This window comes from Streptomyces aurantiacus (genome assembly GCF_001418335.1).
Classification (GTDB): Bacteria; Actinomycetota; Actinomycetes; order Streptomycetales; family Streptomycetaceae; genus Streptomyces; species Streptomyces aurantiacus.
On record NZ_LIPP01000133.1, the window covers coordinates 1 to 15,188 of the forward strand.

Genomic DNA, 15,188 nt, shown 5'->3' on the forward strand with positions numbered 1-15,188 from the left:
AGATGTGTATAAGCGCCAGCCCCACCCCCGGCCTCCCCCGGCATAACCGCCGGAGGCACAGGCGCTCGTCGGCACGCTCACTGGTGGCAGCGCAAGTGGGTCCGCTACGCCGCGCTGACCACCCTGCTCACCCTGTCCGGCCTCGTCATCCTGGCGCTCGTCCGCAAGCAGACCGGCACGGAGGGCTTCCTGGTGGGCCTCGGCCTCGCCGTACTGCCCGTCCCGCTGCTCGTCGCCGCGTTCCGCTGGCTGGACCGGGTCGATCCGGGGCCCTGGAGAAACCTGCTCTTCTCCTTCGCCTGGGGCGCCTGCGCGGCCGCGCTGATAGCCATCGTCGCGAACAGTTTCGCGACGCAGTGGATAGCGACGGCCACCGCGGACCCGTCCCACGCCGACACCCTCGGCGCGACCGTGATAGCGCCGATCGTCGAGGAGTCGGCGAAGGCCGCGGCGGTCCTGCTCGTCTTCCTGTTCCGCAGAGGGGACTTCACCGGGATCGTCGACGGCGTGGTCATCGCGGGCGTCACGGCGACCGGCTTCGCGTTCACCGAGAACATCCTCTATCTGGGGACGGCGTTCGGCACCGACCAGCTCACCGGTGACACGGGCATCTTCTCGGTCACGGCCGCCACCTTCTTCGTACGCGTGATCATGTCGCCCTTCGCGCATCCGCTGTTCACCGTGCTGACGGGCATCGGCTTCGGCGTCGCCGCGCTCTCCGCGGACCGCCAGCAGGTGCGCCGCGTACTCCTGCCGATCACCGGACTGCTGCTCGCGATGGGCATGCACGCGATGTGGAACGGCTCGTCGACCTTCGGCGAGTACGGCTTCTTCGCGGTCTACGGGGCCTTCATGGTTCCGGCCTTCGGCCTGCTCACCTGGCTGGCCATCTGGACCCGCCAGCGCGAACTGGGCACGGTCCGCACCGAACTGCCGTCGTACGCCGTGGCCGGCTGGCTCGCCGCACCGGAGCCGTACGTCCTCGGCTCGATGAAGGCGCGGCGGCTGGCCCGGCAGTACGCCACCCGGCACGGCGGACGCGACGCGGGCCGGGCGGTGGCGGAGTACGAGGCGTACGCGACCTCACTGGCGTTCCTGCGCCACAGGGGCCGCCGCGGCCGAGCGGGCGCCGACTTCGCCGTACGGGAACGGGAACTGCTCCACGAGCTGTGGGCCCGCAGGGAACCGGCCCGCCCGGCCCTGGAGTACGCGGCCAGGGCAACGACCCCGGCACGGTCACCCTGGCCGGGCTACGGGTATCCGTACCCGACGTACAACCCGTACCGCTCCTAAGGGCTGTCCGGGAGACGGTTTACGGGTTGAGGCCCTTGCCGCGCAGCCAGGCCATCGGGTCGATCCCGGTGCCGCCGCTGGTGTGGACCTCCAGGTGGAGGTGCGCCCCGGTGACGTTGCCGGTCGCGCCCACGCGGCCGATGACGTCACCCGTGCTGACCTTCTGCCCGACGCTGACGCCGATCGACGACTGGTGGGCGAACCACAGCTCCGTACCGTCGTCGAGGGTGAGGATCGTGCGGTAGCCGTACGAGCCGCTCCAGCCCGCCTCGGTGATCGTGCCGCTGTGAACGGCCTTGATCGGGGTACCCGTGGGAGCGGCGAAGTCCAGACCCGTGTGCTGACCGGAGGACCACAGCGAGCCGGCCTGCCCGAAGGTCGAGGTGATCGTGTACGAGGAGGTGGGCAGCGTGAACTGCTTGGCGAGCTCGGCGAGGCGCGCGGCCTCGGCCTTCGCCTCGGCTGCCTCTTCCTTCTTCTCCTTCGCGGCGGCGGCCTTGGCCTTCGCCTCGTCCTGCTCCTTGGCCGCGAGCGAGGCGGCCTTCTTCGCGGCGGCGGTCTCGGCGGCCTGCTGGGCCTCGCGGTCCACCTGGTCCTGCTGGAGCTCGGCCTGGAGCATGATGCGGGAGCGCAGGGCCTCGCCGGCGTCCGCGCTGCCCTCTTCGGTGTCGGCGGTGGTGAGGCCGGCACTGGTGAGCGGCGTGCTGGAGCCCTCGGGGGTCTTGTCGTCCGAGATCAGCGAGCCGACGTTCGGCAGGTCGGGCAGCGAGATCGACACCGGGGGCTTGCCGGTCTGCGCGGAGGCCATGCCGCCCGCGCCGACGGCGGCTATGACACCGACGCCCAGAACGGTCGAGCTACGGGCCAGTCCTCCGCCGCGCTGCTTGGAGACGCGGTGCCTGCCGCGGATGGGAACGACGGAATCCGCGGTGGGGTTCCACGGCTCCCAGGTCTCGTCGTCCTGACGGACGCCGTATCCGAAGGTGTCGGGCTTCTTCTCACCCGAGGACTCACCCGTCACCTCATCCGGCGCGAAATCCGGTACGAACGAGGGTGTGGGGGCAGGCCTGTTGGACGCCACGTGGGCGCGCTCCTTTCCTTCCTTCTCGCCTACCGGGTTAGCTGACGGGTTCGGAGCAGGAAGGTCTCCTACGCGGGTCGACCACGGTGTACTCCACCGCGAAAGACACGCGATTCACCCCATGTAGGTGGTTCCCCGGTTCCCTTGCGGGATTCGGCGCGTGCGCACGGAGCCATCTCTTGTGACGGCTGGGACGACCGCGCTGCGTTATCGAACGTTAATAGACCCGGCCACCGGATTCCAGCTGTTCTGGATGATCGTTAAGGCTTGTGACCTGGACTTACGGGTCATGAGCGGGGTAAATCGGGCGAGTTGCTCGCGATTCACAGGTGCCGAGTTTGCTGACGGTGTCTCAGTTGTAATGCGCAGGGGCGTCACTCGACTACTGCCGGTAATAAGAGGGCGCACCGCACTCCGTGAGGCCCGGAAAACACCTGAGGCCGGAATCCCAATTTCGGATTCCGGCCTCAGGCCTTCAGTAGCGGGGACAGGATTTGAACCTGCGACCTCTGGGTTATGAGCCCAGCGAGCTACCGAGCTGCTCCACCCCGCGTCGTTAAGACCAGTGTACGCCATTCGCGGGACCCGAGGCACACGGGTCGATGTGCCGGTCGACGTGCCGGTCGAGGTGCCGGTTGGGTGCCTTCGCGGCGTCCTCGTACTCCGGGAGTACGAGGACGTCGGCGCCCGCGCCGGCCAGCAGGCCGTTCCCGTCCGCCGCCGCGACGAACGTGTCCGGCTCGCGCCACGCGGTGACGACCCGGCGCACGCCCGCGTCGAGGATCAGCCGGGCACAGGGCGCGGGCCGCGAGGCGCGGCGGGCGCAGGGTTCCAGGCTGCTGTAGACCGTGGCGGCCGGGAGCCGCGGGTCGCCGGGCTCGATCTTGGCGAGGGCGGCCTCCTCGGCGTGCGAGACGGGGTCGGACTCCCTGGAGTACCCGCGGGCCAGCTCCGTACCGTCGGCCGCGACGACGACAGCGCCGACGCTGAACGCCGTTCGGGAGGGCGGGCACTCGGTGGCCAGTTCGCAGGCGAGCCGCAGCCATCGGTGGTCGGCGGCGGAGGGGGCGTTCCCGGTGCCGGGTGCGGTGGGCACGTACCGCATGAGTACGACGTCTCCCACGGGCCGGGTCTCGATCAGCCGCATCCGGCCGCGGGGACCGCCGGGGTACTCGCCGGGCCCGAACAGCCGGGGCGCGTCCGGCTGTCCCACCACGAGCGGTGCGAGGGCGAGCTGCAGTTCGTCGGCGAGGCCCTGCTGGAGGAGCTGTGTGTGGACCCGGCCGCCGCCTTCGACCATGAGCCGCCGTACGCCTCGTACGTCGTGCAGGTGGGTGAGCACGGCCCGCCAGTCCAGGCTGGACCCGACGGAGACGACGTCGATGCCGGTGCCGGTGCCGGTGCCGCCCACATTCCCCGTATCGACCAGGCCGCGCAGGGCGCGGTTGACCGCCGGGGCGCCCTGGTCGGACGTATAGACGATCTTCTCCCCGCCGGTGGACCAGAAGTTGGCGGCGGGGTCCAGGTCGCCGGTGCCGCTGACGGTGACCTTCAGCGGGTACTCCGGCCGGCCGGCGGCGACGCGGGCGGCGCGCCGCTCGGCCGAGTTGACGAGGAGCCGGGGGTTGTCGGCGCGCAGGGTGCCCGCGCCGACCAGGATGGCGTCGGACTCGGCCCGTACCTCGTCGACCCGGTCGAAGTCGGCCGGGCCGGAGAGCAGCAGCCGTTCGGGGCCGGTGTCGTCCAGGCGGCCGTCGAGGGAGACGGCGGCGGACAACAGGACGTAGGGGTGGGCCATGGACGCTCTTTCTTCGCGGATCAGTTTTTTTCGGTCTCTCCCAGCTTCCCTCAGCTTCCCTCAGGTTCTCTGGCTGGGACCACCGCCCACGGGCCGACCCGGACGCCGGACCTCCCACGGAAGGGGTGGTTCCGCGGGACCGCGGGGGCAGAACGGTGGCATGGCGGACGACGACAGTGAGGCTCAGCGGATAGCCGAGGACAGCCGGCTCTGGCAGCACACGCTGCACGAGAACACCATGCTGTTCCAGCGCGGCAACCTCTTCCTGGTGGGTCAGTCGCTCTTCGCCGTGGCCTACACGACGCTCCTCGCCTCGGAGGAACACCTCGTGGCGGCACGCGTCCTGGCCGCCTTCGGCCTCGTACTGGCCCTCACATGGCTGTTCGTCGGCCACCGGCACCGCCTCTACTACCAGCACGTACAGCGGCGAGCGATGCAACGCCTGCCCGAGTACGCGGCCACGTGGGCGAGTTGGTCCGGGCGCAGGCGAGGCCTGTCGATCGTGCTGATCGCCTACCTGCTCCCGTCCCTGGCCACGGTGATGTGGACGGCCCTGCTGCTGATCACGTGAGCGCGACGCGAGCCGCGCCGGGCGCCTACGGGGTGTCGTCGCCCTCGGTGTCCGGTGCGGGCAGGCGCATGCCCCGGGACTCCGCGGGCCGCTGAGCAGCAGCTTTTCGGTCTAGAGGAGGACGACGCAGCCTCGCCGCTCCAGTTCGGTCAGCAGCGACGGAGACGGTTCGCAGGCGTTCCAGCGCAGGTCCAGTTTCTCCAGCGCGGGCATGTCGACGACCCAGTCCGGCAGCCGCGTCAGGCGGTTGCTTCGCACGTCGAACTGGCGCAGGCGTGGCAGGCCGGCCAGCGTCTCCGGGAGTTCGGTGAGGGCGTTCTCCCTCAGGTCCAGGTGGCGCAGTTCGCGGAGATCGGCGATGGACGGCGGCAGGCTTTCGACCGCATTGCCCCGGAGCCAGAGCTCGCGCAGGTTGCGAAGGTCTCCGATGCTGTCGGGCAGCGTGGTCAGTCGGTTGTGCTGCGTCCGGAGTTCGATGAGTCCGGCCATGCGGCCGATGGCCTCGGGCAGGACGGTGAGCGTGTTCTCGCCGACATTGAGGTAGCGCAGCCGCGTCAGGTTTCCCAGCGAGGCCGGGAGCTCCGACAACTTGTTGTCGTGCAGGTAGAGACAGCCGCTGAGTTCGGCCAGGTCGCCCAGTTCGGCGGGCACCGAGGTGAGGTGGTTGTGGCCGAGGTCCAGGGTGGTGAGCCGGTGCAGCCGTCCGATCTCGGGCGGGAGGTCGGCGAGCCCGTTGTCCGCGAGGATCAGCACCTGGAGCTCGGTGCGCCGCCAGACGGACTCAGGTACGTGTCCCAGCTGTTGACGCCAGAGGTTCAGCACGTGCGGCACGGCATGCCCCATTCCTCATTCCTCTTTCCTCTTTCCTCGGTACGTTCATTCAGTGCCCGTAGGGAGGCTCGAAGCAGCCTGTCTCCAGGTACGGGCCGTTGGTCTGCACGCCGTAGTTGGACTTCTGCACGAACGCGGTGACGCAGGCGTCGGGGTGGACGCTCAGGCCGACCATGGTCCCCTCGGGGGTGTAGTACTCGTTGCCCTTGAAACGCCGGAACATCTCCCGAACGGTCAGCGCGTCGTCCCCCTCCTCGTACCCGAGGCGGAGCAGCGCCGCGCGCACGGTCGCGGGGTCCCACTTCCCCTGCTTCCACAGCTGCTTGAGCACCGGCTCGATACGGGCGGCCTCCTGCTCGGCATCCCGCACGTGGGCGGGGGACATCTCGCCCGTTCGCCGGTAGGCGTTGTTCTCGTTGTAGTGCGGAGCACCGTCACCGGCCCCCGGCTCCACGTACGGGGAGGCTCCCGAGGCGCTGGGCGAGGCACTGGAGCCAAGGCCGGAGCCGGAGCCGACTCCAGCGCCGGCCGCCGAGTCCGAGGCCCCCTGCTGACCGCAGGCGCCGAGCGTCAGGATGAGGACCGCACCGACAAGTACCGTGCGCGGAACGGACCTTGAAGTGGGCATGGAGCAACTCTGCCATCCGGGCGAACGCCGCCGACTGAGTACGCGTACTCAATCCGGCAGGTCACGGCCGTCTGCGGCCTCTCCGGAATCCGCTGCCCGGACCATCCTCCGCGGCGGCAATCAGACCCTCATGCTCTACACCCGCATCGGCTGACCCCACTTCGCCCACACCGCCCCGAGCCTGCCGGCCGGGGCGCGCCTCATGTCTGGAGGCTCGGTGGCCGGATAGGACTGCCGCTGTTCGGTCTGCGGCCGTTGCAGGCGCGACCATCGTGGCTGGAGACACGAATGGAAACCGAAGGAGTAGATGTGGCCACACCACTGTCCGCTGCCAAGTTCCTCGCCGCTCTGAAAGCGGAGGGCGTCAAGGTCGTCGAAGTCGGCAACTGGCGTACCCACAACCGCAACCACGTGGGCGCCTGGGGACCCGTGCACGGTGTGATGGTCCACCACACCGTCACCAAGGGCACCGCCAACACGGTCGCGATATGCCGCGACGGCTACGAAGGACTGCCCGGCCCGCTCTGCCACGGCGTCGTCGCCAAGGACGGCAAGGTCCACCTCGTCGGCTACGGCCGCGCCAACCACGCGGGATCCGGCGATGACGACGTGCTGGCGGCGGTCATCGCAGAGAAGGCCCTGCCTGCGGACAACGAGGCGAACACCGACGGCAACAGCCGGTTCTACGGCTTCGAGTGCGAGAACCTCGGCGACAACCAGGACCCGTGGCCGGCCGTCCAGGTCGAAGCGATGGTCCGCGCGTCCGCCGCTGTCCTCCGGGCGCACGGCTGGGGCAAGGACGGCGACACCTCCGTGATCGGCCACAAGGAGTGGCAGCCCGGGAAGATCGACCCGCGCGGGCCCGGGGTGTCGATGACGGACATCCGCAAGCGGGTCGCCGAACGGCTGAAGCACCCGGCGTCCTGGTCACCCGGCGAGACCACCACCTACACCGTCCGCGCCGGCGACACCCTGTGGTCGATCGCCGTGGCCGAGCTCGGCGACGGCAACAGGTACACGGAGATCAAGACCCTCAACAACCTGACATCCGACACTCTCTCCGTCGGCCAGGTCCTGAAGATCCCCAAGAGGTGAGGCAGCGAGACGAAGACGATCACTCAGCCCCCGCAAACGACACCAGCCCCAGTCCAGATGTCCTCTGGACCGGGGCTTGTCGGTAGACCCTGTGGGACTCGAACCCACAACCAATGGATTAAAAGTCCACTGCTCTGCCAATTGAGCTAAGGGTCCGTGCGCCGACCCACGCCGGTGCACGCACCGACCCGCGTCGATGCCAGGAACGAGCATAGCCCGACGCGGCCGGGACTCCGATCGGGTATCGGTGTCCCGGCCGCGCCGAAAGGTGGGGGAGGGCGCCGGAGCGTCACGGGTCGACCGGCTCCGGGGCGCCGGCGCGGGCCGCCTCGCGGGCGCGGGTGCGCTCGTGGTCCGGGTTGAGGAACCAGTGCCGGGCCGAGGCGAACCACCACGCCGCGGCGAAGCCGAGGACGGCCAGGACCGCGATGGGGGCGTAGTTGAAGGTCTCCCAGGTGACCGGCGAGACCTGGGGGAGCATGAAGAGGACCGTGATCACGACGACCCAGGCGACCGCCACGATGCCGATCGGGCGGGACCAGCGGCCCAGGTGCCACGGCCCCCGTTCGAAGGCCTCGCCCTTGCGCAGCCGCAGCAGCGTCGGGATGACGTACGCGATGTAGAGGCCGATCACCGCGATGGACGTCACCGCCGCGTACGCGGTCACGTTGATCAGGTACGGCAGGCCGAGGACCAGCGCGCCCAGCGCCGCCAGCCACACCGCCGCGACGGGTGTGCGCGTGCGCGGGTTCACCGTGTGCCAGATGTGCGAGTACGGCAGCGCCCCGTCACGCGAGAAGGCGTAGATCATGCGGGAGTTGGCGGTCACCGACGCCATGCCGCAGAACAACTGCGCGCCGATCACCACCAGCAGCAGGAGTTTGCCCGCGGTCGCGCCCAGCGCGTCCAGCAGGATCTGGGCCGGCGGCACGCCTGTCGGCGACCCGAGGGCGCCGTCGTACGACTGGATCGCGAAGGTGAAGCCGAGGAGGAGCACGAAGCCCGCTATCCACGACGTCCAGATGGACTGGACGATGCCCTTCGGGCCGGCCGTGGACGCGTCGTGCGTCTCCTCCGTCATGTGCGCCGACGCGTCGTACCCGGTGAAGGTGTACTGGGCCATCAGCAGGCCCAGCAGCACCACGTAGAAGCTGCTGCCCCAGCCCGTGTTGTTCACGAACTCCGTGAAGACGAAGGACGCCGACTGGTGGTGGTCCGGCGCGAAGGTCAGCGCGCCCACGATGACCGCCACGCCCACGACGTGCCACCACACGCTGACGCTGTTGAGGAGGCCGACGATGCGTACGCCGAAGGTGTTCAGCAGGCCGTGCAGGACGAGGATGCCGGCGAAGAGCAGGATCGTACGGCCGGGCGTGACCTCGAAGTCGAACTGGAGGTTCAGGTACGCGCCCAGGAACGAGGCCGCGCCGAAGTCGATGCCCGCCGTCACCGCGACCTGGCCGAGGACGTTGAACCACCCCGTGAACCACGCCCAGGCAGCGGCCGTGCGGCGCGGTGCCAGCCGGTGGGCCCAGAAGTACAGGCCCGCGGAGGTCGGATACGCCGAACAGATCTCGGCCATCGCGAGCCCGACGAACAGCGTCATGAGCCCGACCACGACCCAGCCCCAGGTGATCACGGCGGGGCCACCCGTGTTCATGCCGAACAGGTAGAGCGTCAGGCAGCCCGACAGGACCGAGATGATCGTGAAGGAGACCGCGTAGTTGGAGAACGCCGACATGCGGCGGGCGAGAACCTGCGTGTAACCGAGCTGGGCCAGCCGCTCTTCGTCCGACAGCCCACTCACTCTGGCGTCATCTGTCATGCCCCCAGCAATTCCCTCGCCAGGGGTATGACATGCGCCACAGAGCGGTTCATCTGGCCGAAATACACACGCCGAAGGGCCCGGACGACGACCGAGGTCATCCGGGCCCTTCGTGTGATGCGATGCGATGCGATGCCTTGCGCCGCGATGTGCTGCGGCTCCCGTGGCTCCTGCGGCTGCCGTGGCCGCTCAGGCCACGTCAGCCATCAGCCATCAGCTGTCAGTCGTCAGCCGTTGCGCTTCCAGCGCGGCTTCTCGTCGCGGCGGCCGTAGGAGGAGCCGGAACCGGTGCTGCCGGAGCCCGAACCCGAGCCGGCACCACGGTGGTCGTCACGACGGGCGGCCGGACGGTCGTGGCCGCCGGAGCGGAAGCCACCGCCCGCGGGACGGTCGCCGCCCTGCCGGTCACGGTTGAACGGGCGGTCGCTGCCTCGGTGACCGGCCGGACGGTCGTCACGGCGGAAGCCGCCCGACGCCGGGCGGTCGCCGTCACGGCGGTCGCGGTTGAAGCCACCCGAGGCCGCGGGGCGGTCGTCGCGGCGGAATCCGCCACGGTCGCCACCGCGGTCGTTGTCACGACGGTCGTCCCGGCGGAAACCACCCGAGGGGCGCTCGTCACGGCGGTCACGGTTGAAGCCGCCACCCGAGGGACGGTCGTCACGACGGTCGCGGTTGAAGCCACCCGACGCCGGACGGTCGCCGTCACGGCGGTCACGGTTGAAGCCACCACCCGAAGGACGGTCGTCGCGGCGGTCACGGTTGAAGCCACCGCCGGAGGAACGGTCGTCACGACGGAACCCGCCGCGGTCGCCACCACGGTCGTTGTCACGACGGTCGTCCCGGCGGAAACCACCCGACGGACGGTCGTCACGACGGTCACGGTCGCGGCGCTCGTAGTTGCCACGGTCGTCACGACGCTGACGCGGCTCGTCGCGCACCGAATCGGTGCCCGCGGTCTGCGCCGCCGGCTCCTGGGCCACGGCCGCCGCGGCGGCCTCGACGACGGCGGCCGCCTCGGCCAGCGCGGTCTCCGGGTCCTCGCCACGCTCCCGCGCGGACCGCGCGATCAGCCGGTCGGCGTCCTCGCGCAGCTCGACGGCACGCCGCTGCGCGCGCTCCAGCTCCTTGGTGAGCTGCGACACCTCACGCTCGGCCTGCTGCGCCGCGTTGCCCGCGGACTCGGCCTGGACCTCGGTCATCGACCGGGCGCCCGTGATGTCCGCGACCTCCGGGTCGAAGGCCGCACCGCCCTGGATGATGTGGCGCGAGGCGTCCACGCCCGCGTCCTCCATCTGACGGAAGATCTGCCGGCGCTGGTGCGGCAGGGAGAGCGACACGACCACGCCGCTGCGTCCCGCACGGGCCGTACGGCCGGAGCGGTGCAGGTAGTCCTTGTGGTCACCGGCCGGGTCCACGTTCAGGACCAGGTCGATGCCGTCGACGTGGATGCCGCGGGCGGCGACGTCGGTCGCGACGAGCGCGTTGACGTAGCCCTTCTTGAAGTCCTCAAGCACGCGGGTACGCGCGCCCTGCGTCATGCCGCCGTGCAGCGCGTCGGCCTTCACACCGGAGTCGCAGAGCTGCTCGGCGATGCGGTCGGCGCCCAGCTGGGTGCGGACGAAGATGATCGTGCGGCCCTTGCGGGAGGCGATCGCGGCGGTGACCGGCGCCTTGTCCTTGGGCTTCACGATGAGGATGTGGTGCGACATGGTCGTGACGTTGCCCTGGGCGCTGTCGACCTCGTGCGTCACCGGGTTGGTCAGGTAGCGCTTGACCAGCGTGGAGATCTCGTTCTCCATCGTGGCCGAGAACAGCATGCGCTGGCCGCCGCCGGGGATCTGGTCGAGCAGCTCGGTGACCTCGGGCAGGAAGCCCAGGTCGGACATCTGGTCGGCCTCGTCGAGCACGGCGACCTGGACGTTCTCCAGGGAGCAGGCGCCGCGGTTGATGATGTCGCGCAGCCGGCCCGGGGTGGCGACGAGGACGTCGACGCCGCGCTCCAGGGCGTAGATCTGGTTGCCCATCGACGTACCGCCGCAGACGACCTTCATCTTCAGGCCGAGGACGTCGCCGTACGGCTGGAGGGCGTCCGCGACCTGCATCGCGAGCTCACGCGTCGGCGTGAGGATGATGCCGCGGGGCTTCTTCTTCTCGGTGTGGCCACCGGAGAGCTGCGTGAGCAGCGGCAGACCGAAGGAGAGGGTCTTGCCGGAGCCGGTGCGGCCTCGGCCGAGGATGTCCTTGCCGGCCAGGGCGTCCGGGATGGTCGCGGCCTGGATCGGGAAGGGGCTGGTCACGCCGTTCTGCGCGAGCTTGCGCACGACGCCCTCGGGGAGACCGAGATCGGTGAAGGTGACCTCAGGGACCTCAGGGACGGCGGGAACGTCGAGGACCTCGGCAACGTCGAGGACCACAGCGGCTTCGGGAGCCTCGGTTACTTCCGTCGCCTCGTTCTCGGGCACGACGATGTGATCAGTACTGGAAATGGACATGCGAATGCGAAACCTTCCGGAGTCTCGTCGGCACGCGCCCGTCAACTCCGTGATTTCGCAAACGACCGCCTCAATGCGGTCAGCCACGGCAAGGGAGAGTACGCGCCACGCGGCGCTCTCTTTATTGGCGCCGGGCAATGGGATCAAACGATCTACCACCATACGCACCCTGTGGCTCGTAAGGCAAACCGAGGCCGACTGCCCAGGTCAGAGACCCCGTCCGGACCCCATCCGAACCCCGTCCGAACCCCACTCAGGCCCCACTCAGGCCCCACTCAGGCCGCGAACCCGGCCTCCGGCGCCGGTTCCCGACGCTCGACGAGCTGCGGTTCGGGGTCCGGATGCGCCGAGGACGACGGCTCGGCGGTCGTCGGGTCCGGTGACGGCGACGGTGTCGCCTTGGTGGGCGTCGGCTCCGGCCCCGGACGCGTCGGCGTCGGCCGTTCCCCGGTCGGCGAAGGCCCCTCTGGCCTGGGCTTTTCCTCACCGGCCTCGCCCTTGCCCGGCTTCTTCGGCGCGGCCGACCCGCTCTCCCCCGGCGACGGCGAGGCCGACCCGGACGCGGACTCGTGGCGCTTGGCCCCGGCGTGTTTTCCGTCACCCGTCCCGTGCCGCCCGGAGCCGCCGCTCACCGACGGCCCTCCGTCGGGCACCTCGCCGCCCCGGGGCCCCGCCGAGTGTGAGGGCTCGGCCCGCCTCCCCTCGTCGTCACCGACGCTCACGCAGCCGGCACAGGCGGCACCGGCGGCGACTGCCAGGGCCGCGGCGGCCAGACGGACGGGTACGTACTTGGCGCGCACGGCAGCTACCTCCGGATGGGTCCCCCTCCCCGCAGGCAACGGGAGCACGGGGAACGGGATGAGTCCCCTTGCCCAACTCCCGCCGCCCACAAGAGGACACGCGACGGTACGCACCGGGCGAAGAGCCGCCGCCTCCCCCTGCCGCCTGCCGGGAACCCACGCACCCGGGACACCCGGGCACCCGGGGCACCCGGCGCCGGATGTCAGCCGTCAGCCGTACCCCAGCGCGTGCAGCCGCGCGTCGTCGATCCCGAAGTGGTGCGCGATCTCGTGGACCACCGTCACCTCGGCCTCGGCCACCACCTCCTCGCGCGACCCGCACATCCGCAGCGTGGGCCCGCGGTAGATCGTGATCCGGTCCGGCAGCACCCCGGCGTACCACTCACCGCGGTCGGTCAGCGGCGTCCCCTCGTAGAGCCCGAGCAGCTCGGGATCGTCGGCGGGCGGTTCGTCCTCGACGAACACCGCCACGTTGTCCATCAACCGCGTCAGCTCCGGCGGAATCCGGTCCAGCGCCTCGGCGACCTGTTCCTCGAACTCCTCGCGCGTCATTTCCAGCACAAGACCATTGTCCGGTACGGACGCCCGCACGGTAGGGGTGCCGTACGAACGCAGGGCCGCTGTTCGAACGACAGGGCCGCCGTCGCACGACAGGACTGCCGCCCGGACGGTGGAGCCGCCGCATATCCGCCCCACACCTTGGGCATACGGGACGAATGGCCCGCGTCCCCGCTGCCGCCGCCCTGCGCCACGTACGAAAGGCTCCCCTGGCCCTCGTACGCCACTACCGCTCCCGCCGCACCCACCCCGTCGTCGAACTCGTCCACCAGCCGCACCCGTACACCCGCGCGCTCGGCCTGATCGCCGTCGTCCTGCTCGGCGCGTGGCTGGGCCTGCTGATCGTCGGGAACGTGCGCGCGCCGGTCGGTCCCATGGACACCACGATGACGCTGCGCCCCTCCCTCACGGGCGGCACGAAGATCAACGTCTCCCCGCTCGGCGCCCTCGAACTACGCAGCCACATCGCGCCCCTCCGGCTCGACGTGGACGTCGACCAGCTCGACCCGGTCCGCTCCCAGGCCCTCGTCGACCACCCGGAACGGCTCTCCGGCCTCCAGGACGAGGTGGCCCAGGACGTCGGCGCGGGCACCCTCGACCTGGCCGTACGCTCCGTCGTCGCCGTCGTCTCCGGCGCGACCGCCCTCGGCCTCGCGGTCTACCGCCGCCCGCGCCGGGCCCTCGCGGCGGGCGGCCTGGCGCTGGCCCTGCTCGTCGCCTGCGCGGGGACGGCCTTCGCCACCTTCAACCCCAAGTCGGTCCTGGAGCCGAAGTTCTCCGGCCTGCTCTCCTCGGCCCCCTCGGTCGTCGGCAACGCCCGCAGCATCGTCAGCGAGTTCGACGTCTACCAGAAGGAACTGGCCCGCCTGGTGACGAACGTGACGAAGCTGTACGACGTCACGTCCACGCTCCCCGCGTACGCGCCGGACCCTTCCACCATCCGGGTCCTGCACGTCTCCGACATCCACCTCAACCCGGCGAGCTGGACGATCATCGCCTCGCTGGTGAGCCAGTACAAGATCGACGTCATCGTCGACTCCGGCGACACGATGGACCACGGGACGGCGGCGGAGAACGCCTTCCTGGACCCGGCGGCCGACCTCGGCGCGCCCTACGTCTGGGTCCGCGGGAACCACGACTCGCAGATCACCCAGAAGTACCTGGACCGCATGAAGAACGTGCACGTCCTCGACGACGGCCGGGCGGTCTCGGTCGCGGGCCTGCGGTTCGCGGGGATCGGCGACCCGCAGTACACCCCCGACCGCTCGGTCAAGGCGGTCGGCGACCCGGCGGAGGAACTGGCCGGCGCCCGCCTCGCCTCCGCCCTGCGCGACCAGGAGGCCGCCGGCACCCCGGTCGACATCGCGATCGCACACAATCCGAGGGCGGCCCGCGAGACGGACGGCGCCGTGCCCCTGGTCCTGGCGGGCCACGTCCACCACCAGGAGATGGAGGTCATGCGGTACGGCACGCGGCTGCGCATCGAGGGCTCCACGGGCGGCAGCGGTCTGCGCGCGGTCGAGGGCAAGCACCCCGATCCGATCGAGGCCTCGATCCTCTACCTGGACCGCGACACCCGCCGCCTCCAGGCCTGGGACGAGATCAAACTCGGGGGCCTCGGCCTCACCACCGCCGAGGTCAGCCGCCACCTCCCCAAGGAGAACCAACCCGGCGCACCGTCCACCGCGACTCCTTCCACGCCCACCCCCTAAACCGTTTTGGCGATCCCTCCCGCCATCCCATATGCTTCTCACGTCCCCGACGCGCCGCAAGGCGCCCAGGCGGGCCGATAGCCCTCATCGTCTAGCGGCCTAGGACGCCGCCCTTTCAAGGCGGTAGCACGGGTTCGAATCCCGTTGGGGGCACGCAATACCGTGTGCGAGACTTAAGTTCGCTTGCTCGCGCACAAAGCTAGGTCCTGTGGAGCAGCTTGGAGTGCTCGCCACCCTGTCAAGGTGGAGGCCGCGGGTTCAAATCCCGTCAGGACCGCTGCGATTCCTCGTGGATCGCGTGGCTGGGTAGCTCAGTTGGTACGAGCGATCGCCTGAAAAGCGATAGGTCGCCGGTTCGATCCCGGCCCCAGCCACCACCCAAAGGCCCCGTCCACCAGGACGGGGCCTTTGTCGTACCTCCTGAGGCACTCCCCGCAGCCGCGACACGACCGGGCGGGGGCGTGCCGGTATGTCACAGCCCGCCGCCTAGGGCCCTTCTGATGG

At 70.2% G+C, this 15,188-nt stretch carries 11 protein-coding genes, 5 tRNA genes, 1 pseudogene and 1 riboswitch; of the genes and pseudogenes, 7 read left to right on the forward strand and 10 right to left on the reverse strand.

Going from position 1 to position 15,188, the window contains the following annotated elements; all coding sequences use genetic code 11:
* Positions 1 to 42: 42 nt before the first annotated feature.
* Positions 43 to 1,293, forward strand: coding sequence for a PrsW family intramembrane metalloprotease (locus AOK01_RS18795; RefSeq protein ID WP_055513151.1), 1,251 nt, complete (start codon positions 43 to 45; stop codon positions 1,291 to 1,293).
* 19 nt (positions 1,294 to 1,312) lie between these two features.
* Here AOK01_RS18795 and AOK01_RS18800 read toward each other — a convergent pair whose 3' ends face one another.
* The 3 genes and pseudogenes from AOK01_RS18800 to AOK01_RS18810 all read right to left on the reverse strand — a co-directional run.
* Positions 1,313 to 2,374, reverse strand: a complete 1,062-nt coding sequence (locus AOK01_RS18800; protein WP_055513153.1) for a M23 family metallopeptidase — start codon at positions 2,372 to 2,374, stop codon at positions 1,313 to 1,315.
* 11 nt (positions 2,375 to 2,385) lie between these two features.
* A riboswitch (cyclic di-AMP (ydaO/yuaA leader) is annotated at positions 2,386 to 2,543 on the reverse strand.
* A 310-nt stretch (positions 2,544 to 2,853) separates the two neighbouring features.
* Positions 2,854 to 2,927, reverse strand: a tRNA-Met gene (locus AOK01_RS18805).
* A 72-nt stretch (positions 2,928 to 2,999) separates the two neighbouring features.
* Positions 3,000 to 4,172 (reverse strand): annotated as a pseudogene (locus AOK01_RS18810) (dihydrofolate reductase family protein); the annotation flags it as partial.
* A 160-nt stretch (positions 4,173 to 4,332) separates the two neighbouring features.
* Here AOK01_RS18810 and AOK01_RS18815 point away from each other — a divergent pair.
* Entirely contained in the window at positions 4,333 to 4,743 is a 411-nt protein-coding gene (locus AOK01_RS18815; protein WP_055513155.1) for a RipA family octameric membrane protein, read from the forward strand.
* A gap of 111 nt (positions 4,744 to 4,854) precedes the next feature.
* Here the strand turns inward: AOK01_RS18815 and AOK01_RS18820 are convergent, their stop codons facing one another.
* Together AOK01_RS18820 and AOK01_RS18825 are read right to left on the reverse strand one after the other, a co-directional pair.
* Positions 4,855 to 5,586, reverse strand: a complete 732-nt coding sequence (locus tag AOK01_RS18820) for a leucine-rich repeat domain-containing protein (protein ID WP_055513157.1) — start codon at positions 5,584 to 5,586, stop codon at positions 4,855 to 4,857.
* A 37-nt stretch (positions 5,587 to 5,623) separates the two neighbouring features.
* Positions 5,624 to 6,202, reverse strand: a complete 579-nt coding sequence (locus tag AOK01_RS18825; protein WP_055513159.1) for a hypothetical protein — start codon at positions 6,200 to 6,202, stop codon at positions 5,624 to 5,626.
* 309 nt (positions 6,203 to 6,511) lie between these two features.
* Between AOK01_RS18825 and AOK01_RS18830 the strand changes: the two genes are divergently transcribed.
* A complete protein-coding gene (locus AOK01_RS18830; protein ID WP_190851284.1) occupies positions 6,512 to 7,297 on the forward strand; it encodes a LysM peptidoglycan-binding domain-containing protein in 786 nt (261 codons plus the stop codon).
* Positions 7,298 to 7,380: 83 nt separating this feature from the next.
* Here the strand turns inward: AOK01_RS18830 and AOK01_RS18835 are convergent.
* The 5 genes from AOK01_RS18835 to AOK01_RS18855 all read right to left on the reverse strand — a co-directional run bounded on the left by AOK01_RS18835 (position 7,381) and on the right by AOK01_RS18855 (position 12,975).
* Positions 7,381 to 7,453, reverse strand: a tRNA-Lys gene (locus AOK01_RS18835).
* A 133-nt stretch (positions 7,454 to 7,586) separates the two neighbouring features.
* Entirely contained in the window at positions 7,587 to 9,122 is a 1,536-nt protein-coding gene (locus AOK01_RS18840) for an amino acid permease (RefSeq protein ID WP_055513163.1), read from the reverse strand.
* Positions 9,123 to 9,349: 227 nt separating this feature from the next.
* Positions 9,350 to 11,614, reverse strand: a complete 2,265-nt coding sequence (locus tag AOK01_RS18845; RefSeq protein ID WP_055513165.1) for a DEAD/DEAH box helicase — start codon at positions 11,612 to 11,614, stop codon at positions 9,350 to 9,352.
* A 275-nt stretch (positions 11,615 to 11,889) separates the two neighbouring features.
* Positions 11,890 to 12,414, reverse strand: a complete 525-nt coding sequence (locus tag AOK01_RS18850; RefSeq protein WP_055513167.1) for a hypothetical protein — start codon at positions 12,412 to 12,414, stop codon at positions 11,890 to 11,892.
* A 210-nt stretch (positions 12,415 to 12,624) separates the two neighbouring features.
* Positions 12,625 to 12,975, reverse strand: a complete 351-nt coding sequence (locus AOK01_RS18855; protein WP_055513168.1) for a metallopeptidase family protein — start codon at positions 12,973 to 12,975, stop codon at positions 12,625 to 12,627.
* Positions 12,976 to 13,130: 155 nt separating this feature from the next.
* Here AOK01_RS18855 and AOK01_RS18860 point away from each other — a divergent pair, with 155 nt between their 5' ends.
* From AOK01_RS18860 to AOK01_RS18875, 4 genes are all read left to right on the forward strand, one after another.
* Positions 13,131 to 14,684 carry a metallophosphoesterase family protein gene (locus tag AOK01_RS18860; RefSeq protein WP_055513171.1) on the forward strand — a complete coding sequence of 518 codons (1,554 nt, stop codon included), beginning with the start codon at positions 13,131 to 13,133 and terminating at the stop codon, positions 14,682 to 14,684.
* An 80-nt stretch (positions 14,685 to 14,764) separates the two neighbouring features.
* Positions 14,765 to 14,837: transfer RNA gene (locus AOK01_RS18865), tRNA-Glu, on the forward strand.
* Positions 14,838 to 14,886: 49 nt separating this feature from the next.
* Positions 14,887 to 14,961, forward strand: a tRNA-Asp gene (locus tag AOK01_RS18870).
* A gap of 23 nt (positions 14,962 to 14,984) precedes the next feature.
* A tRNA-Phe gene (locus AOK01_RS18875) sits at positions 14,985 to 15,061 on the forward strand.
* Positions 15,062 to 15,188: the final 127 nt, after the last annotated feature.